The sequence below is a fragment of the Marinobacter sp. LQ44 genome, from assembly GCF_001447155.2.
GTDB lineage: Bacteria > Pseudomonadota > Gammaproteobacteria > Pseudomonadales > Oleiphilaceae > Marinobacter.
The window spans coordinates 852,106-871,898 of the sequence record NZ_CP014754.1 but is presented as its reverse complement, the minus strand read 5'-3'; the positions used below and the strand labels follow the sequence as shown (position 1 = coordinate 871,898).

The window sequence follows — 19,793 nt, the reverse complement described above, 5'->3', positions numbered from 1 at the left end:
GTCAGTTATAAACCACTATTCTTCAGGGACCGAAGTCATGCCCCAGGCAAGCGGATTGCAGTTCACCGCCCGTGTAGGCGAATTCCCCTCAGATCACTTTTCGGTAGTTGGCTTTAAGCTGGCCGAACAGCTGTCTGCCTTGTTTCATGGCCGGTTAGAACTGGCGAGCACCGACCCCGATGTGGCCGCTGCTGACGTTCTGGAACAGCCGGTGGACTTGGTAGTCTGGCAAGACGGCCAACCGGTACGGCGCTTCACCGGCGTGGTCAACGAATTCGTCCGAGGCAACACCGGCCACCGCCGCACCGCCTATCAAGTGGTCATCCAGCCCCCGGCCTGGCGCCTGGGCCTGATGCACAACAGCCGCATCTTCCAGACCCAGACCACCGACGCCATCGTGCGCACCCTGCTCGAAGAGCGGGGCATCATTGATACGATCTTTGACTTCAAACGTCCACCTGAAGAACGGGAATACTGTGTCCAGCACCGGGAAAGCGACCTGCAGTTCGTCAACCGCCTGGCCGCCGAAGAAGGCTGGCATTACCGCTACCAGCACGGCAGCGTGGACGGCGAAGAACAACCGGCGTTAATCATCGCCGACCACCACGGCGACGCCCCGAAACTGGACCCGGTCCCCTGCAACACCCAGGCCGGCGGCAGCAGCAAACAAGCCTGCGTGTTCAGCTTCGCCTACGAAGAACGCATCAAAGCCGCCTCCGTGGCCATGAAGGACTACACCTTCAAAAACCCCGCTTACGCCCTGATGCACGAACAAAGCGCCGGCGGTGTGAACCACAGAGAAGATTACCAACACTACGATTACCCCGGCCGCTATAAAGCCGACGCCAGTGGTCAGCCCTTCACCCAGGCCAAACTGGACGCCCTGAGAAACGACGCCTCCCTGGCCAAGGGCGAAAGCAACCGCCCGGACTTTACCCCCGGCGCCAAAGTGGACTTGGAGGAACACGACAGCCAGAGCCTGAACCGGGAATGGCTGCTGACCGCCATCACCCACACCGGCAAACAGCCCCAGGCCCTGGAAGAAGAGGGCGGCAGCGAACCCACCAGCTACCACAACGACTTCACCGCCATCCCGGCCGACAAAACCTGGCGGCCAGTGTGTGAACACAAACCCATGATGGACGGCCCCCAGATGGCCATCGTCACCGGCCCCGAGGGTGAAGAGATTCACTGTGACCAGTACGGCCGGGTGAAAGTCCGTTTCCCCTGGGATCGCTATTCGAAAAACGACGAACACAGCAGCGCCTGGCTACGCGTAGCCCAGGGCTGGGCCGGTGGCCAGTATGGTTTTATGGCCCTACCCAGAATCGGCAACGAAGTGATTGTGTCCTTCCTGGATGGCGACCCCGACCAGCCCATTATCACCGGCCGAACCTACCACGCCACCAACACACCGCCCTATGCGCTGCCGGAACACAAAACCCGGACCACATTAAAAACCAAGACCCACAAGGGTGAAGGCAGCAACGAACTGCGCTTTGAAGACGAAGCCGACCAGGAACAGATCTACGTTCACGCCCAGAAAGACCTGGACCTGCTGACCGAAAACAACCGCACGGAAGTCATCAGGAACGACAGCCACCTGACGGTGGACAACCACCAGTTCAGCCATGTGAAAGCGGCCGACCACTGCACCACCGATGGTGAAAGCCGAGTCTCCGTTGGCGCTGACTGCAGCCAGACCGTGGGCGGCACCTACCATCAGAAAACCGCCCGCACCATGGCCTCGGGAGCTGGCACCGAAGTGCATCACAAGGCCGGGGCCAAAGTGGTGCTGGATGCCGGAGCTGAACTCACCATTTCCGGCGGTGGGAGTTTTATCAAACTGGACCCCAGTGGGGTGACGCTGAGCGGGCCGGGGATCAAGATTAATTCCGGGGGTAGCCCCGGGAGTGGGGCTGGGCAAAGTTCTGCTAATCCGGAACTACCAAATCTTGTTGGCAAAGATGGGGCGGCAACGCCACGGCCCCCCGAACTGGCCATGGTCGGCCAGCGCAAATCTGCCGCTCCTGACCAAGAGGAGTTTGATCAGTTACCGGGCTCTGATCGAAAACTGATCATTGATGTGATTGGCGGGCATCTTGAGCGTGGTTCTGTGGAAGCGATTAAAGGGACCGATGGGGAGGACACTGTATGACGGATACTGTGGATTTTTCAGATGAATCCCGGGATCGCTCGATTTTACGAACAGCAGATTATGACGATACCGATCCCGCAGATCTTGTACTGACTGTGCCCAAGCGCGATGGCGGCAAAATCAAGGTGCCATTGTTGAAACAGGCGCGCTCCAATATCGAGCGAGAGGATTATCAGGAAAACACCCTGCTTCGGGTAAAGCCTCTTGCTGAGATTGAAAGCAATCTGCCAGTCAAAAGCGGCGGTGTCACGGTTTATCAGGGTAAGGGGGTTGCGCTCCTTCGACCGGGGTACCTGTATGTCTTTCGCAAAGACAGGCTCTGGCGAGAGCTGGAGATTGGCGATGATTCCCGATTCAGTGATATCGACGTAGAGGCGATCCGACCAGACCTGGAGGATCCTGATTCCGACCTGAGGATTGCCCGCCCCGCCAGCGGCGAATGGCTTGATGACGTGTTGGTCCCAGTATTCCTGCAGGGTCAGGCTGTGATGCATGACTTCCGCATGGCCTACAGTGAGGTGCAATGGGATTGGTCTTATATCGAGCACCTTGAGGAAAATGAACCAGCTCGTAATGTCAGAACAACGGGCGTTGGCCCTGTCTGGGCTACATCCAGTGTCGAGGGCCTGAGCTTCGAAAGCGGCTTTGTGGCTTCGCGAGTTGAAGATGTATCGGAACTTCGGGAGAGGGATCTTGGTATTGAGCTGATGCTGGAAAAGCCCAGTGATTTCGTCTTGGGTTTTGACGGTCCGGCGGACGCTGAACTTTGCGTCAAACTCGGTCGACTGCTTGAAGCACCGTTCGATCTGAGCTGTGAACCAGGCGAAGACCACTTAGCTGCGTTGAGGCAGCAACCGGGCATTGCCTGCCTGGCACTGCCAGACCCTTTGTTCAAGGTCCGGCATTCCATGTCGCAGCTTCATCTTGCCCTGCATTATCTGGATGCCGTGGATGCCTCCATTCGGGACAATCCGATGGCGCACTCTGCAATGCTCATCCGCCAGGCGATTTTCGACCCTCGACCGAATGGCCAAAACCCCTTCGCCCAATATGCGTCGGCCGTTGACCGCTCCAAACTGGATCAGACCCTTCAAACCGAAGAAAAGCAGCATGCCATCGCCGTGATTGACCATCACCTCGATATGCTCCGCCGACTGCTTAGCAGCGGCGATTATGATGCAGTGCTTGAGGATTACCGAACCTGTCAGGATGTTGCAATTTGCGAGGGATACTTGCTGGTTGCCGATAATCTCAACCTGCTTCAGCAGATTCCGGGCGTGCTCCAGGCTCAGGGCGTTGTCGGTAAGGACTGGGTTCTGCAAGAGCTTCGCCGTTGGGTTCTTGAGGGCGCATTTTTGAGTAAGTGGGCACCTGAAACCGCAGAAGACGGTGCCGAGCCTTTGATGCAAAGTCTTGAAAAGCTGGTTCAGGACACTGCAGACATCGACGAAGAGCGCTTGAACCGGCTGAATATGCAGTCTCTGGTTTACCTTGAGAAACAGTTAAACGAGCAGAACAGTGAGACTGAGTCCGGGATCAAAGGCGTCGCTAACGCAGGTAAAGTGAGCGGTATGATCGCGGGCTCACTCAACGAGTGGAGCTCGGCACTGCTTGCCGTTGGCAAACGTCTGATGGAAGGCGGGCACATTCAGGAGGTTGAGCTCCCAAGAATCATGCAGGGAGCCCGCTCAAACTTCGCACTCGGGGACCCTAGCCTGAGGCGCATCGATGTAATGACGCGGGAGGGCGCGATAGTTTCCGGCTCGATAATCGGTGTTAACAGCAATGGAATGAAACGCGGCCTGACCGACTTTGATCGAACCGAGGGTGTTCTCACAAGAGCCAAGGATTATCTGTACGCCGACTTGATGGATGATTCTGGCCGGATGGTAGCCTCCACAAGCCCCGCGCGTATGTCCGACGAGATCGAAGACGCGATCCAAAGGGTCGCTGGCACCAGCTCGGTATTCGTCGCTCCGGATGATCATCCGGAGGCCCGCAAGTTGAGCTTGTTGAAGGTTGATCTTGCGAAGCGTGCAAATGAAGTGGTTGACGGGCCTGCGGTGTCTCGGGGTTTGGTGGCGCTGGCGGCGTTTAATATCTTTATCGAGTTGAACAACTTGATGAAGACGTCTCGGCAAGATGATGGCTTGATTAATCTAAACAGAGGCAAATTGGCTGGGGCGACAGCCGATTTGATCGCTGCATCTCTTAAGTTGAGCGAGGTGTTGGGTAGAGTAGAGTCTGGGTCTCAAGGTAACAATACTAGAATTTATAAAGTGTCGACGCGTCCTTTGTTTGATATGAAAAACTGGGTCCTGATCGGCGAACGGTTAAAAGCTGTAGGGTCAGCGACTTTGGTTAAGGTTGCAGGATTAGCAACGTTCCTCGCTGGAGCTGTTGGCGCTGGGTTGAGCTATTGGGAGATGCGCATCAGCCTGGCGAACAAGGATTTTGACGCGGCGATTGGGCACGCAGTGGCAATGACTGGTAGTTTAATTGTGCTCGCTTCTCCCCTTATGCATACACTCTTGGCGATCCCAGGTTGGGGATGGGCAATTTTTGGCTTGGCGATGGCCGTTGGCGGTGGGATCTATGCGGCATCTGTTACCGACGATACTTTCGAACAACTGATCAAACGCGGTCCTTGGGGAACTTTATCCGACAGTTCTCTGCCGGGAATGAATGACAAGGCATACTACAGTCAACTGCTCACAATGCTCTCTCCCGCGCAAGTCACCGCTCAGCGCTATGTCGACGTAGAACCCGACCCCGCGTTAGTACACCCCGATTTTCCTCCCGCGCCGGATGACTACGTGATCACTGTTCAACTACCGTTGGTAAGTCGCATTAAATTGCATAATGAGTGCGAGGGAGATCTTCCAGCAAGCCCGTTTAGATTGGTGGTCCAAGAAGTGGCATATCAAACTACGACCACCAACGTTCCCTCTAAAGGTGTAATGGGGGAAAGCACTAGCACACAGATGTACAAAGCGACACCACTCACCAAGGTCACCGCCAGGCAGTCTCTACCTCAGGAATCCGGAGTTCGCTTTTTGGTTAAGCGGGAGATTGACGAGAATGTGGATGAGGCCCCTCATTACCGGGAATCTTTGACTACACAAATTCGAGTAGGATTGCAGGCTACCCTTGGCTCAGAGCTGGGACCGTTGGTGTTTCCCACTCCCGTATTTGGAGACTATGAACCTTTTGATTTGTCTAAACACGACAATCCTCCACCAAAGGAAAGAAACTTCTTTAACCCCTTTGCACAGCCGGAATCACCATACTGGTTCTTCACTGAGGTCGGCGTATGAACGAAAAGCAGTATGGACCCGATGTTACAGACACTGCATTTCGGGCAACTGAGATTGGGCCCTTGCCAAAATCACCCAAAGAGCGAGCAAGGGTTGGAGAGGAACTCCAGCCTGTTGGTAACTATGCAGGCACGATTCCCTACCTTGGGACGATTCAAGACGTTGAAGCCCTTCAGGATCATGAAAGGTCCGACCCCGAATTTACATCCAAGGATTGGTGGTGGGATCACCAAAAAATCAGGTTCCTGAACGACAAATTGGGTTTTAAATTTCTGATCCTGGTTGTACCAATGACTTGGGTGATTACATTATGGATTGGGGGGCCAGCATTAATGATCTGGGCCTCGGGGGAAATGCAGTTTGTTGCTGAACTTCCGGCCCTCGTGGTCGGAGTGTTTATCATTCTCTTTGTATTGGCATGGTTTGCTTTCGCAGTCTGGGCGACACCCATCACTACAAACTGGCTAATGAGTACCGGCATGGGCTTTATTCTTAAACCCTTCGAGAAAGCCATCAACAAAAGGCTGGACAAGACCCTTGAAGACGGCTGCAGCGAATTTAACCGAATCACTGGCCAAGTTCGCTTAGCCATGGGGGGAGGGCGCTTTTTCCAGGCGCCGTTCGTGGAGTTTGATGCCTATGTTGACCGTGTTATCCAGCAAAGCGGTGTCTTCTACCGTCTGATTCTGGTGCATCGTTACACCCAGAAGTCCTTTCATAAGATGGCGTTCAGCTCCATCGAGTCCAGCAAATCAGAGGTGATGGCCACCTGGGACATGCTGCAGACTTACATGGACGTGACGCAACCCTTGCCCGACACCCCTCGCCTGGAGCCCTTCCGGCACCTGGATCCGGTAACCGCAGAGCACGATAAGAGAACGGGGCGCAATCCCAGATACTGGCGTGATATCGATCTGGAGGCCTGGAAAAACGGTGAAGGCTGGAACGAGGTCCACCGGCGCCAGGAGAGTTATCCCTGGGGCGAGAGAACCTGCAAGCTCACTCCGCAACTGGGCAAGATAACGATGGAAGAATACCGCAAACTACGACCGGCCGAGGCTTGGCCAATTTGATATTACAAGGATAGTAAATTATGGATCGCCAAATAGAAGATCTCATGAAACAGGGATTAAGCCGTCGCGAAATCTTCGAACAGCTGAAAAAGCAGTCGAGCAATCAAATGCGCCTGGCTAACAAGATTGCAACGTTCGAGCCTGGCTCATCCTCAAGACAAACCGTCCTGCTGAACCGAGTCCTCATGGCACTCTGCTTGCTCCAGGCGTGTTTTGGGATCTGGGTAATCTACTCCAACGTAGTCCCGATGGACGAGGAGTTCGGCTGGCAAGGCATCGTCGCAACGTTCATTTTGACGATTTTCTATTTTGTCGGTCTGTTCAGAAAGTCTTTCACCGGATATGCCTCGTTCATTCTGCTCTGCATTACTGTCGCTGCCGGCTATGTCTATTTCTTCAACTATTTCCCTGTTGTCTCGATCGTGGGTGTTCTGTTGGCCGTTGCCGGCGGCGCTCTGTCGTACACGATCAAGGTTCGACTTTTTCCTCACATGGGCTTTATGGATATAAGGAAGGATGAAAAGGGGAAGTACATCTTCGAATAACGGCCTCGATGAGTTTGTAGTGGTCAACTAATCCCGGACAGTATTTTAAGTTTTTTCTCAGCCGCAACGGGCGAAATGCCACCGTTGAATGAGTCAGGTCGCTGCCGGTTGTAGTAGTCCATCAGATAGCCATCAACGTCTTTTTTGCCTAAGGCTGTGTCTATAATCCGGCCTTTCAAAAACGATGATCCATGGAAGGGAAAACTAATGAGGAAGTTCGTCGCCGTCACTTCATTGCTGGCGGCCGGTCTGGTAGGTTGCAGCCAGCCGGTGGAATTCTCGCGGCTGACATTTGATCAGTCGGTCCGGGAAGATCGTGGCCAGGAATGGCGGGAATCGGACAAGGTGCTTCTGGATTACCGGTACCCGTTGATCAGGCTTCTGATGGATCATGATATCGATCCCAAAAAAGTCAGCATGAGGGTTGATCCCGAAGACGATCATTCCGTCATTCTCAGCGCCGCCGAGAAAGTGATCGACCAGCCGGGCATGGCCGGTTTTACCCATGACCTGAAGGCTATAGCCGAGGCTCGGCTGCCACTGACCCTTACCTTTGATCTGGCCTTGCCGGATGATCATGAATCCCGCACCTACACAGTAAACGTGAAACTTGGTCGCGTGGAGCTTAGCCATGCGTACGGTCTGGGCCACGCCTTCTCGGACGCATTGACGCGAAGCCGACCAGTCACTGAGGCCCACTGTGCGGTGGCCGCCGAGATCAGCCCGACTATCCCCATTAAGTACTTCGATTTCCGCTCTGATGAAGCGGGCAAAAGTCACCAGCTAGTGGTGAGCCTGGACGATTACAAGGGTGAGGTGGATGCTGACCTGACATTCAGTCATCAGGGGCTGCAGGCACTGATTGAGTCGGGCGAGATTGCAGTGTCTATGCCGGTAGACTCCAGTGCCAGATCCGATATGTTCCAGGGCCGGCTGGGTCAGATCGACCTGAAACTTGGGCCCCTTGGAAAAGTCGAGCACAGCAGTGGCCGGGTGGACAGGGTGCGCCATAGCAGCCTGCGACTGAAGTGCAGGGAAATGGCGCTCAGTCATGGCCGGCCTTTTACCTTCTTTATGGACGATTCCCTTGATCGGTTGGTGAGCGTTGCTGGCCGGTACAGTGAATAGGAGCGAGTGCCACAGGCATCGAACCTATGATTTAGGATTGAATAGGATCAAGGAGGACACGGCTATAAACGCAGTCTGTAACGCCTGTAACAACACCATTCAGCTATCAGAAAGGGATTTGGAGCAGCTTGGAAGATCGGAGCCGCTACCCTGCAGCGAGTGCGACGCCATGCTGAAGATCACCCCTGAAGCAAATTCAGAGCGCAACGCAAAACTCTCGGTATTTGCGTTGACGATAGGGGCGGCCGTCGTTGCGATTGTGGCCTTGATCAATATCTTTGGTGATGCCGGCTTTCCGACTTATTTTGTTGCGATACCGTTCATCCTGATTTCCACAGTACTGGTGTCCAACCTCAGTAATAGCAAACTCAATTTGGAGCGAGTTGACTGAGGCTTCGCTGGCTTGGATCTGTTCATGGGATGGTGGTGTCATAGGGGGCGAGGGCGATCTTGAAAGCAGTTGAGAGAAAGGATGAATTCCCGTTGCTCCCTGAGCCTAGAAACAAAAGACGGCGCCTTGGCCAAGATTTGCAACCGGTTGGTGATTACGCTGGTATCGAGCCCTACTACCGGGTTTGTGAGGATGTGGGCGCCGTTCAACATCAGGAACGGAGAGATCCGGAAGCGTTTTACGCTGGTGATTGGTGGTGGGACGAGCGTAGGATTCGTTTCCTCAATGGAAAAGCGTTTATCGGCCTTTCGATATTACTTCTCCTAATACCGTATACATGGGGAGGAGTGGTTTTAGTCGGCGGTGGAATTTCTGTTGTATACCTTTCGATTATAATGACGGAGGATGCAATGGATTTAATTCGGATGGTAGTGGTTTTAGGTTCGGCGATAATTTGGATACCTCTTTCTTTATATATCCTCATAAAAACCATGCCCTGGGTCATGGGCGCTTTCGCCCTGCTACTCAGACCCTTTGACAAACTCCTCAGCAAGCTCCTGGACCGAGGCCTCGAAGCCGGAGAAAGCTGCTTCAATCGTGAAACCGGTGAAGTGAGCTTTGCAATGTCGGGCGGCAAGAAACTGAAAGCCCCTTTTGAGGAGTTCGATGCCTACGTGGAGCGAGTCATTGAAGCCGGCGGTGTCTTTTATCGTCTGATGTTCGTGCATCGCTATACCGCCAAACAATTCAGCCAGACGTCCCTGGGCCGGGTCGAGCCATCGAAAGAAGAGGTGATGGCGCTGTGGGACATGCTCCAACGCTACATGGATCCTTCGCAGCCATTGCCCGATGTACCAAGGCTGGAGCCGTTCCGGCATCTGGATCCGGTCACTGCGGAGCATGACGAGCGCATCGGGCGTAATCCCCGGTTCTGGCGAGACTTGGATCTGGAAGCCTGGAGACAGGGTGAAGGCGCTGAGTGGTTGAGGCGCCAGGTGGAGTATCCGTGGGATAAGCGCCGTTGCAAGCTTACGCCGCAACTGGGCAAGATATCGATGGAAGAGTACCGCAAACTACGACCGGCCGAGGCTTGGCCGATTTGAGTGGCATGGATGACTGAACAGAAACAGATGTCTGGTATTGCAGACACAGCCTTTAGGGCGATGGACATTGGGCCCTTGCCGAAATCGCCCAAAGAACGCACGCGGATCGGCGAGGAGTTGCAGCCAATAGGCACTTATGCCGGAGTGATTCCCTTCCACCGAACGATTCAAGACGTTGAATCTCTGCAGGCGCATAAAAAGGTCGACCCTGAGTTTAAAGATCCGGGCTGGTGGTGGGATCATCAACGGATTCGTTTCCTGAACGGGAAAATAGGGATGAAACTTCTGATTCTGCTGTTTCCAATCGCTTGGGCGTTGACAATAGTGATTGGTGGCCTGGCTTCATTGGTCTGGGCAATCGTCCAGCTAACGGAATCGTATGGACTCCCGGCTTTCCTTCATATTTTGCTTTTATTAACTCTTGTGCCTGGTTGGTTGATCTTATCATTCTGGATTATTCCTCCAAGCATCAATTGGATTATGAGTACTGGTCTTGCGTTTGTTATCAGGCCGTTCGAAGAAACGCTTGGTAAAAAGTTCGATGAGTCCTTGGAAGACGGTTGCAGCGAGTTCAACCGAGTCACCGGTCAAGTCCGCATATCTCTGGGGCGCGGACGTTATTTCCAGGCCCCCTTCGTCGAATTCGACGCTTATGTCGATCGGGTGATCCAGCAGAGCGGGGTCTTCTTCCGGTTGATTCTGGTCCATCGTTATACCCGGAAAACCTTCAACAACACAGCTTTCAGTACTATTGAAGCGAACAAAAACGAAGTCCTCGCTACCTGGGACATGTTGCAGTGCTATATGGATGTGACTCAGCCACTGCCTGATACACCCCGCTTGGAACCCTTCCGCCATCAGGACCCAGTGACCGCTGAGCATGATAAGAGGATAGGTCGTAATCCCCGATACTGGAGGGATCTTGATCTGAAATCCTGGAAAGATAGTGAAGGCTGGACAGAAGTCCATCAGCGGCAGAATCAGTTTGCCTGGGGAAGTCGGCGCTGCAAGCTCACTCCGCAACTGGGCAAAATATCGATGGAAGAATACCGAAAACTACGACCGGCCGATGCTTGGCCAATTTGATTTTACAAGGATAGTAAATTATGGATCGCCAAATAGAAGAACTCACGAAGCAGGGCTTAAGTCGGCACGAAATCTTCGAACAACTCAAAAAGCAGTCGGGCAATCAAATGCGTCTGGCTAATAAGATTGCAACGTTCGAGCCGGTTGTCTCGATCGTGGGTGTATTGCTTGCCGTTGCTGGGGGCGTTCTTTCGTACTCGATCAAGGTTCGCCTGTTTCCTCACATGGGGTTTTTGGATGTGAGGAAAGACGAACGTGGAGACTACATCTTCGAATAGCTGAAGTTGTAGTCTCCACGTCAATGCAATCTCCGGCCTGTCGCAAAACGCAACACCTGTAGTAATCTGTACACATGGTTCGCGGCAACCATTTCAGGAGGGCATCATGGCAACCGCCATTCGAATCGATGACAAACTGATCCGTGAAGCATCAGCAGAGGCGCAGGTTCAGCGGCGCTCTACACCCAAGCAGATAGAATACTGGGCTGAGATAGGCAGGATTGTGGCTGGTGAAGTCTCGGCTGAGGATCTGATATCCATTTCACAGGGCAATTGCCGGGTAAAGGTGGAGCCGGTAGATCCGGAGCTGGTATCTGGTGATGAATTATGGGCTGAGGTGGATGCTGCCCGTGATTCGGGAGAACTTGCTAAGACTATCGCTCACAGTCGAACAGTGTACCAGTGCTCGATAGAAAATCCCGGGTTCCTTGAGGCCATTCACCCTGACGGTGCTCGTGAATTAGTGCGATCTTTCTCATCAAACAAATGAGGCCACAGGCCACTCCCCCGGCACCACAAACCACCGCTCCCTCTCAACCCAACACCCAAGCCCAGGCTGCCACTCCAGCCGCGCAAACAACACCGGCACGCCCTGGGCGTCCACAAACGCCACCGCCTCCCGCGTCGCCTCACTATCGGGCCGTTCATCCTGTCTCCAAGGCCCAATCCAATGTGGCTTTTTCAGGGGCACCCAGTCCGTCAGATCCGAGTTCACCAAATCCCGGGCGTAGCACCATTGCCCCTGCCTATGGCCCGCCGGCACATAGTCCGGAAGTGCCACCCTGTCATCCGGATAGAACAGATACCCCGGCAGAAACACTCGCGGAATAATCGGCTCTGAAATCCCCAGATCTGCGAACAGCGCCTGTGCCTCCGCCCGCTGGGCCATAGGGCTCTGGTGGCTGAGCATTCTGTCTACTTTCAGGTCCAGGCGGTCTTTGGCGTTTGGCCCGTACCACTTGGTCATTTCGGGGCCTTCGTTGACGCCCAGATAGTATTTGATGGCAATTTCATGGTGTTCCACGCACCGGGTGTGTGGATTCCGCACCAGAAAATCCAGCTCACCGATGGTTCGGTTGCCGGCCTTGATCTGCTGATTCTTCAGCAGCAGTTCCCAACCCAGCAGATCGACCAGGAGCACTTCGTATAAACGCTCAAAGTAATGGCCAAGGCGGCGCTCGGTGGTGGCCGCGAGTCTTGCTGGCATGGTGTCTGGGTGCTTGTCCCAGTGTTTGAGTTTGTCGAGGTAGTCATCGGGCAGCCACTGCAGTGGCTCAAAGCTCACGGGGGCGGCCAGGAGTTGCGGTGCCGTGCACAGCCAGGCGAGATGCCGGATGGCTGGTATCTGCAGGTTGAGCAGGGTTTCGGTTTCTGCGTTTGTCGTCATGGCCTGAGAATAACGTAAACTGGGCGTGTTTGAGAGCCACGAAACCACAGGAGCCCTATATGCAATACCTGCACACGATGATTCGGGTCAGCAATCTGGACGACACCCTTCACTTTTTCTGCGACCTTTTGGGCATGGTGGAGATTTCCCGCAAAGAGAGTGAGAAGGGCCGTTTCACCCTGGTGTTCCTGGCGGCCCCGGAAGACGAAGCCCGTGCCCGTGAGGACAAGGCGCCAATGATTGAGCTCACCCATAACTGGGACCCGGAGGAGTACACCGGCGGCCGGAATTTCGGGCACCTGGCGTTCCGGGTGGACAACATTTATGCGCTGTGCGAAAAGCTGCAGGCCAACGGCGTTACTATCAATCGCCCGCCTCGGGATGGCCATATGGCCTTTATCCGCACGCCGGATAATATCTCGATTGAACTGCTGCAGAAGGGCGATGCACTGCCGGCTCAGGAGCCTTGGGCCAGTATGGAAAACACCGGTACCTGGTGAAGCCATGGAGTCCACTGGTCAGGCTAAAATGGGACTTGATTCACATTTTTGACGCAGGCCCCGGGGCCGACGGTTCCGGGCACTACGCCGCCCGGTCAGTCTGATGGCAACAAAGGTCTGCCAATAGGTGAGGGCGAGGTACGGGTTCTGTCCAATCGCGCCGATGATGACATCGCCACCGTGACCACCGACGAGGGCGTTGAAATGCCGTTCATCGTTCGTGTGGAAACCGGTGTCATGAACCGCGACCGCTACCAGGTAATGTCATTGTTCCAGCCCGGAAACGACTGGACCGCCCTGAATCCCCAGGAGCAGTGGAACGGGAAAGTACTGATTCATCACGGCGGTAACGTGGGGGTGAGTTACGGTATGGGCAGTCCGCCCAATGGCGATATCTCCGGCGCGACCAACGGCAACGAGCTGTTGTTGGGTGACAGTATTTCCGTGGCGCTGGCCCGGGGCTTTATAACCCTGTCCACCGCTCAGGCCAACCTTGGCCACAACGTGAATCTGGTGACCGCTGCCGAATCTTTGATGATGGCCAAAGAGCACATCATCGAGAACTACGGCCCGGTCCGTTACACCATTGGCACTGGCTGCTCTGGTGGGGCGATTGCCCAGCAACACATTGCCAATGCCTATCCCGGTATCTATCAGGGGTTGATTGTTCAGTGTTCCTATCCGGATGTCTGGACCACCGCTATGCAGTTCGCGGATTACAACCTGATCAGCAACTACCTTGGGCTGCAGATGCCGGAGGGTCCGGAAGGGTTCTTCTCCTTCATGGCGGATCTGCTTACCAACGGCTTGCTGCCAACCCAGTGGCCCTTTATCTACGGGCACCTGCCCGTCAATCCAGTGGTTTCAGACCTGGCCTTCTTCCCGGCGGCCTACCCGGACCAGGAAGATTGCCGGCATTCCGCTGGATAACGAAGGCGTTCAATACGGCCTGAGGGCCCTGCAGCAGGGCTTTATCAATGGCCAACAGTTCCTGGATCTGAACCGGGGGATTGGCGGTTTCAATGTGGATATAAAGTACCAGGCCGAACGCACTCGGGGTGATTTCCAGGCCATCACCAATGCCTATCGCACCGGTGCCATCAACACGGCAGAGGTGGGTGAAATCCTGGACGTGGCCAACGGGCAGGTGTGCGGCCTGGATCTTGGCGCCCTTGGCTTGCCCTCGCGGGTGACCGATTTGTTGGCGCCGATCACAGACCCGATTGTTGAAACCCAGGCACTGCTGGTGCAAACCCGGTTTGGTACCCCGAGAACAGTGGCCGGCGATGACATTCGAACCCTGAATAACAAGTGCCAGCTCAAGCCGGTTGACCCTGCGGATTATCCGGCCAATCTACTCCAAGGTATTTTCACCTCTGAGAACTTTGCCCAGAAGGTTGCTGAGATCTTCCCGAACGGGGTATGCGATTACAGCAAACCACCGGTTGGCCAGGTACCAACCGTGACCTGGATGCATTATGGTGATGCCGAGACGGTGGTACATGGCGGCGCGCCGCTGAGCAGCAACGATCAGCCTGTTCCGGGGTGGGCTTCACCGGCGCTTGCGGTCACCCTGTCACCCAATCACCCTGAGTGATCAGGGCCACAGGGTCGGGCTGCGCCTGGCCCTGTGATTGGCTTGCAAGGCATCGACCCCAACCCCAACCTGAACAGAGTGCGGCCGACTCAGCAAAAACGGCGGCTAACCGTTGCTGTTGGTCGCTCTTCCCCCTAAAATCCCTCGCTGATCAAACACGCATCAGGATGATGCTGCCCCAAACCCAAGGAAGGAGAATGCCGATGGATGATTGGCAAGGGTGCCTTGCGCCCCAGTGTCAGACTGCGCTCTTGCAGGCCCGCGACAATGTTGCCAGCCGCGGTGGTTCGGTGATTACGGTTGAAGACTATCTGTTGGCATTGCTCGATGCCGTTCCTGAGGCCGTTTCGTTTCTGAAACGGCAGGGTGTGGACCTGGACGAACTGATTCGCACCATTCAGGGTGAACAACCCATTGTTGCCGAAGTTCGTGGCGATGGGGACCTGTCTTCCCAGCTTATCTACTGGATTTCCAGCACCCGTGAAGCGACCGATCAGCCCTGGCTGGACTGGCCTGTGCTGTTGCACGGGCTGGTTTACCTTGCCGAGCGCCTGCAAGACAAAGCCTATGTGGCGGTGCTGGAACTGGTCAGCCACTGGCCGAGTGCGGAGGGTGAGGCCTGCACGCCTCCGGTTTCCCCTGACCAACCTTTCAGCCCCGTTACGGTGACTGATCCAGCCTGGTTGCAGCTGGCTGAGGACGTTGTGGTGGCTTTATCTGCAAACCGGAATGGGTTGATCTGGGTAGCAGGCCCCCGTGGTAGCGGGAAAACCGCCTGGCTGAGGATGTTGCTGGCGACGCCGGGATTCTCTTGGGTGCAGATGGACTTGCGACGCCAGGCAGAGGTGATGGCGTCCGATCAGCCGGTGGTCCCGCCAGGCGGGGACGGAGTTGCACCGTGGCCAGCGATGATTCTGGACAATGTGGCACCGCTCGACCTACTGGAACTGATGAGCATGCCGGATGGCGCTGCGCGCGAACTGGTGACAGGATGGCAGGGGCCAATCCTGATGCTGGCATCAAACGACAGGGATAAAGGACGAACAGACAGCAACCGGCTGACTGCCATACTGGGCCGGGAGTTGGAAACCATGGCGATGCCGGGTGTTAGTGAGGCGCAGAGAAGAGCGATCTTGACAGCACACCAGCCAGCCATCGAAAAGCGCTGGAACCTGCAATTGTCGCCGGCAGCGATGGAGTATGCGGCGTCTCGCCAAACCCGAAGTATAGCAACGCCCGGCGGTATGCTCGAATGGTTGCACCGGGCAGCCGCCAGGCTTGACCTGTTTGCCAGCCGGGGACCGCTGGAGGCGGTGGCTCTGGCGGCAGAGCACGACACCCTTCGGCGTCAGTCCCTGGTGGCCCTCGCCCGGGGTGAGTGTGCTGAGCGGGTAGAGCTGCAGATACAACAACTGGATCTTGAGCAGGCTGCTGCTGAGGTGGTTTGGCACGAACGTAAGCGTTCCGGCACCCTGCGTCGGTTACTGGTGGAGGATCTTCGCCAGGAACTGGAACGATGGGTTGCAGCCAGGCCCGGGCCGGTTCACTATGTGCTGAATTGTGAACAACAGCAGGGAGATACCTTGGGTGCAGGACCTGGAAATTTATATTCGTGATCTGGAGCCGGCGGCCATATCCGGTTGGCTGGAGAACCAGCTTGATGACGTTCAACTGGACGATTCGGATGTCACTTCGGTAGTGAAGGGTAGTGCGTGGTTCAACGGTACCCGTTTGCGGATCACCCTGTATCCCGGCGCCTTTGGAAAGAGGTTTACCTCTGTGCTGATGGAGGGGGATGATCTGCCCTGGAACACTGACCTGGACTGCGCCCGCAGTGCCTGGCGGGCCATGGAAGGGGAGATACGGTGCAGCACCGGTGACTGGAAAGAAGGCGATCCGGTGGGAGATGAGAAGTGGTGGCGCCTGGACCACCGGGGCGAGCAATTGGTGGTCTGGAACTGAACCGACTAGCAGAACGTAAAAAGGCAGCCCCTGGAGGCTGCCTTTTTCGTATCTTGAGCTACGAAATTACTCGCTCAGGATAGACACGTTGTCTGCTTGCAGGCCTTTGTCGGCTTCCACAACGTTGAACCGAACCAGTTGGCCCTGGCGCAATACGCGGCGACCACGACCGCGAATGGCGCGGAAATGCACAAAGATCTCGTCGCCACTGTCGCGGACGATGAAGCCAAAGCCTTTCTTGACGTTGAACCACTTGACGGTGCCTTCCTCGTCCCCTTCCGGTGTGGTGTCGTCAAAATCGTCTTCTTCGTCATCATAAACGTTGTTCTGGCGACTGTTGCGTGCCGGGCGGCTCTGGCTTCTGGAAGCCGGCGCTGCGGAGGGCTGCTTGGTGGCAAGTGCGATGGCCAGAAAACCGGTGATGGCAAAAATAACAAAGGCAATCAGGTACGCTGCAAGGCCACCAACACTGCCCAGTGCCTCGGCGAGGTTGCCAGCGCTCAGCGCGGCCAGGAATTGCGGTGTGACAGACAGCAGCAGAAACAGTACCAGGGGTGCCGGAATGGCGATCATAAGGGAAAGACGGATCGCTTTGGCTGGATTACGCATTGGCTGAATATTCTCCATGGGTTAACACTAACGATAAAAAGCCGGACATCGGGTAACATGGCATGCCCGGCCAATGAACGCCGCCAATGTTCAATGTTGGCGGTAAAAGGCGGCATCATACCAGATTACCGAAAGGGCTGACCAAATCTCATGAGCAAAAAGACACTGGAAGACAGGCTTGCAGAGCTGGAAATGCGACTTGCGTTCCAGGACGATGTGATCAATACCCTGAGTGAGCAGGTGGCGAAGCAGGAGATGGATATTCGGGAGCTGTGGGATGCCAAGAAGGTGCTGCACAAGCAGTTGAAGGATATTTCGCCCTCGAACATCAAGGCGGAGGAGGATGAGACTCCGCCTCCGCATTATTGATTATCCCAGCAGTTCTTCCAGTATCTGTTCGTAGATTTCGGAGAGGGTATCCAGGTCCTCGGCTTTTACGCATTCGTCCACTTTGTGAATGGTGGCGTTGAGGGGGCCGAGTTCTACGACCTGTGCGCCAGTCGGTGCGATGAAGCGACCATCAGAGGTGCCACCGGAGGTGGACAGCTCGGTCTCGCGGCCGGTGACGGAGCGGATGGCGTTCTGGCTGGCGGCAACCAGGGCGCCCTTGTCGGTGAGGAAGGGGCGGCCGCTGAGGTGCCACTGCAAATCGTACTTGAGCTGGTGCCGGTCCAGAATGGCCACTACCCGCTCTTCAAGGCTTTCTGCGGTGTTTTCCGTGCAGTACCGGAAGTTGAAGTGCACCAGGCATTCGCCGGGAATGATGTTGCTGCCAACGCCGGATTCAATCCGGGTGATCTGGAACGTGGTCGGCGGGAAGAAGTCGTTGCCGTTGTCCCAGAATTCCCTGGCCAGTGCATCCAGTGCCGGCGCCACCGCGTGCACGGGGTTCTCTGCCAGGTGTGGGTAGGCCACGTGGCCTTGTACGCCGTGTACTGTCAGGTAGCCGTGCAGGGAGCCCCGGCGGCCGTTCTTGATAACATCGCCCACCTGATGGGTGCTGGAAGGCTCGCCAATCAGGCACCAGTCCATCTTTTCGTTGCGGGCTTCCAGGGTTTCTACCACTTTCACCGTGCCGTCCTGGGCGGGGCCTTCTTCATCGCTGGTGATCAAGAGGGCGATGGAGCCTCGGTGCTCAGGGTTGTTCGCCACAAAGCGTTCGCAGGCGGTGATGAAGGCCGCCAGGCTGCCCTTCATGTCTGCTGCGCCCCGGCCATACAGATAGCCATCTTTGATGACAGGGTCAAACGGCGGGTGCGCCCAGTTTTTCTCCGGGCCGGTTGGCACCACATCGGTGTGGCCGGCAAACGCCAGTACCGGGCCGTCTGAGCCCTTGCGGGCCCACAGGTTATCCGTGTCACCAAACCGCAGGTTCTCGCCCGCAAAGCCCAGTGGCGCCAGGCGGGACATCATCAGTTCCTGGCAGCCGGCGTCATCCGGCGTCACCGAGCGGCGGCGAATGAGGTCCATGGCGAGTTCTAAAGTGGGTGATAATGACATGCGGGAAACCTGTGTAAAAAAAGAAAATTTGCCACGGACAACACGGACGTTCACGGACATCAAGAAAGGGTTTTGTCCGTGATTGTCCGTGTCGTCCGTGGCTAACCCAAGCGATTAATTATTCGCGTGCAGCTCTTCGTTCAGTTCAATAGCGGACTTGTTGGTCTTGCACTCAACAGCGCCAGTGAGACTGTTGCGACGGAACAGCAGGTCGTTCTTGCCGGCCAGGTCGCGGGCCTTGATGACTTCTACCTGTTTGTTGTTGTCATCCAGCAGGTTCACCTTGGTGCCAGAGGTGATATACAGACCAGCTTCAACGGTGCAGCGATCGCCCAGTGGGATGCCGATGCCGGCGTTAGCGCCGAGCAGGCAGTTTTCGCCCACGGAGATGATGATGTTGCCGCCACCAGACAGGGTACCCATGGTGGAGCAGCCGCCGCCCAGGTCAGAGCCCTTGCCGATCATCACGCCGGCAGAAATGCGGCCTTCGATCATGCTGGTGCCTTCGGTGCCGGCGTTGAAGTTGATAAAGCCTTCGTGCATCACGGTGGTGCCTTCGCCTACGTAGGCGCCCAGACGAACACGGGCGGTGTCAGCGATACGCACGCCCTTGGGTACGACGTAGTCGGTCATCTGCGGGAACTTGTCGACCGATTTCACTTCCAGGGTGCGGCCTTCAATGCGGGCCTGCAGCTGGCGCTCGGGCAGTTCGTTCAGGTCGATGGCGCCTTCGTTGGTCCAGGCCAGGTTCGGCAGCAGGCCGAAAATACCGTCCAGCTTTACACTGTGGGGCTTGGCCAGCCGGTGGGAGATCAGGTGCAGCTTCAGATACACTTCCGGGGTGCTGGAGGCGGTATCGTCGGTAGCCAGCACGGTAACAACCACAGGGCGTTTGCTCTCGGCCGCTTTTTCCGCCAGTTTCGCCTGGTCGGTCTGGCCCAGCTGGCGCAGGGCGTTGGCAAATCTGGTCAGTTGCTCGGCTTTAACATCAATGGCCTGATTGCCGCCTTTGTAGTCCAGCGCGGTTTCAACCACGTCGATCAGGTCTTTGCCTGGGGTCATGATCGGTTGCTGGTAATACACCTCCAGCCACTCGCCCTGGTTGTTCTGGGTGCCGATGCCAATGCCGAATGCAAAACTCATCTGATCTGCTCCTGTG

At 55.9% G+C, this 19,793-nt stretch carries 20 protein-coding genes; 16 read left to right on the top strand and 4 right to left on the bottom strand.

The window, feature by feature from the left end:
• Window positions 1-37: 37 nt before the first annotated feature.
• The 10 genes from ASQ50_RS04110 (at window position 38) to ASQ50_RS04060 (ending at window position 11,569) form a co-directional block, all read left to right on the top strand.
• Entirely contained in the window at window positions 38-2,158 is a 2,121-nt protein-coding gene (locus ASQ50_RS04110; protein ID WP_082888433.1) for a type VI secretion system Vgr family protein, read from the top strand.
• Window positions 2,155-5,475, top strand: a complete 3,321-nt coding sequence (locus ASQ50_RS04100; RefSeq protein ID WP_156509972.1) for a toxin VasX — start codon at window positions 2,155-2,157, stop codon at window positions 5,473-5,475. The genes ASQ50_RS04110 and ASQ50_RS04100 overlap by 4 nt, the downstream gene beginning before the upstream one ends.
• Entirely contained in the window at window positions 5,472-6,548 is a 1,077-nt protein-coding gene (locus ASQ50_RS04095; RefSeq protein WP_058090282.1) for a hypothetical protein, read from the top strand. Before ASQ50_RS04100 ends, ASQ50_RS04095 begins: the two co-directional genes overlap by 4 nt.
• A gap of 20 nt (window positions 6,549-6,568) precedes the next feature.
• Window positions 6,569-7,093, top strand: a complete 525-nt coding sequence (locus ASQ50_RS04090; protein ID WP_058090281.1) for a hypothetical protein — start codon at window positions 6,569-6,571, stop codon at window positions 7,091-7,093.
• 207 nt (window positions 7,094-7,300) lie between these two features.
• Window positions 7,301-8,221: a hypothetical protein gene (locus tag ASQ50_RS04085; protein WP_058090280.1), complete on the top strand. Its 921-nt coding sequence runs from the start codon at window positions 7,301-7,303 to the stop codon at window positions 8,219-8,221.
• A gap of 169 nt (window positions 8,222-8,390) precedes the next feature.
• On the top strand, window positions 8,391-8,612 hold the full coding sequence (locus ASQ50_RS04080) for a hypothetical protein (protein ID WP_068351362.1): 222 nt from the start codon (window positions 8,391-8,393) through the stop codon (window positions 8,610-8,612).
• A gap of 59 nt (window positions 8,613-8,671) precedes the next feature.
• The gene (locus ASQ50_RS04075; protein ID WP_197492719.1) at window positions 8,672-9,715 is read left to right on the top strand and encodes a hypothetical protein; all 1,044 of its coding nucleotides are present in this window, start codon (window positions 8,672-8,674) and stop codon (window positions 9,713-9,715) included.
• Between the two features lie 9 nt (window positions 9,716-9,724).
• On the top strand, window positions 9,725-10,801 hold the full coding sequence (locus tag ASQ50_RS04070; protein WP_068351356.1) for a hypothetical protein: 1,077 nt from the start codon (window positions 9,725-9,727) through the stop codon (window positions 10,799-10,801).
• A gap of 20 nt (window positions 10,802-10,821) precedes the next feature.
• Window positions 10,822-11,079 (top strand): hypothetical protein, encoded by a 258-nt coding sequence (locus tag ASQ50_RS04065; protein WP_058090276.1) that lies wholly within the window; start codon window positions 10,822-10,824, stop codon window positions 11,077-11,079.
• A 106-nt stretch (window positions 11,080-11,185) separates the two neighbouring features.
• Entirely contained in the window at window positions 11,186-11,569 is a 384-nt protein-coding gene (locus ASQ50_RS04060) for a TA system antitoxin ParD family protein (protein WP_058090275.1), read from the top strand.
• On the opposite strand, the gene ASQ50_RS04055 is transcribed toward ASQ50_RS04060, so the two are convergent.
• On the bottom strand, window positions 11,558-12,466 hold the full coding sequence (locus tag ASQ50_RS04055) for a DUF1853 family protein (protein WP_058090274.1): 909 nt from the start codon (window positions 12,464-12,466) through the stop codon (window positions 11,558-11,560). The two genes, ASQ50_RS04060 and ASQ50_RS04055, sit on opposite strands and share 12 nt — an antisense overlap.
• Window positions 12,467-12,525: 59 nt before the next feature.
• On the opposite strand from ASQ50_RS04055, the gene ASQ50_RS04050 reads away from it, so the two are divergent.
• From ASQ50_RS04050 to ASQ50_RS04030, 5 genes are all read left to right on the top strand, one after another.
• Window positions 12,526-12,966 carry a VOC family protein gene (locus ASQ50_RS04050; protein WP_058090273.1) on the top strand — a complete coding sequence of 147 codons (441 nt, stop codon included), beginning with the start codon at window positions 12,526-12,528 and terminating at the stop codon, window positions 12,964-12,966.
• Between the two features lie 48 nt (window positions 12,967-13,014).
• Complete coding sequence (locus tag ASQ50_RS21160) at window positions 13,015-13,896, top strand: DUF6351 family protein (RefSeq protein ID WP_058090272.1); 882 nt, start codon at window positions 13,015-13,017, stop codon at window positions 13,894-13,896.
• Entirely contained in the window at window positions 13,820-14,563 is a 744-nt protein-coding gene (locus ASQ50_RS21155) for a DUF6351 family protein (RefSeq protein ID WP_227513320.1), read from the top strand. The genes ASQ50_RS21160 and ASQ50_RS21155 overlap by 77 nt, the downstream gene beginning before the upstream one ends.
• A 203-nt stretch (window positions 14,564-14,766) precedes the next feature.
• Window positions 14,767-16,179 (top strand): hypothetical protein, encoded by a 1,413-nt coding sequence (locus ASQ50_RS04035; RefSeq protein WP_058090270.1) that lies wholly within the window; start codon window positions 14,767-14,769, stop codon window positions 16,177-16,179.
• Window positions 16,151-16,525, top strand: a complete 375-nt coding sequence (locus ASQ50_RS04030; RefSeq protein WP_058090269.1) for a hypothetical protein — start codon at window positions 16,151-16,153, stop codon at window positions 16,523-16,525. The genes ASQ50_RS04035 and ASQ50_RS04030 overlap by 29 nt, the downstream gene beginning before the upstream one ends.
• A 66-nt stretch (window positions 16,526-16,591) precedes the next feature.
• Here ASQ50_RS04030 and ASQ50_RS21715 read toward each other — a convergent pair whose 3' ends face one another.
• On the bottom strand, window positions 16,592-17,134 hold the full coding sequence (locus ASQ50_RS21715; RefSeq protein WP_058090268.1) for a cold-shock protein: 543 nt from the start codon (window positions 17,132-17,134) through the stop codon (window positions 16,592-16,594).
• Between the two features lie 150 nt (window positions 17,135-17,284).
• Between ASQ50_RS21715 and ASQ50_RS04020 the strand changes: the two genes are divergently transcribed.
• Complete coding sequence (locus ASQ50_RS04020; RefSeq protein WP_058090267.1) at window positions 17,285-17,503, top strand: SlyX family protein; 219 nt, start codon at window positions 17,285-17,287, stop codon at window positions 17,501-17,503.
• On the opposite strand, the gene dapE is transcribed toward ASQ50_RS04020, so the two are convergent.
• Window positions 17,504-18,634 carry a succinyl-diaminopimelate desuccinylase gene (gene dapE / locus ASQ50_RS04015; protein ID WP_058090266.1) on the bottom strand — a complete coding sequence of 377 codons (1,131 nt, stop codon included), beginning with the start codon at window positions 18,632-18,634 and terminating at the stop codon, window positions 17,504-17,506.
• Window positions 18,635-18,748: 114 nt separating this feature from the next.
• Entirely contained in the window at window positions 18,749-19,777 is a 1,029-nt protein-coding gene (gene dapD, locus ASQ50_RS04010; RefSeq protein WP_058090265.1) for a 2,3,4,5-tetrahydropyridine-2,6-dicarboxylate N-succinyltransferase, read from the bottom strand.
• Window positions 19,778-19,793 lie beyond the last annotated feature (16 nt).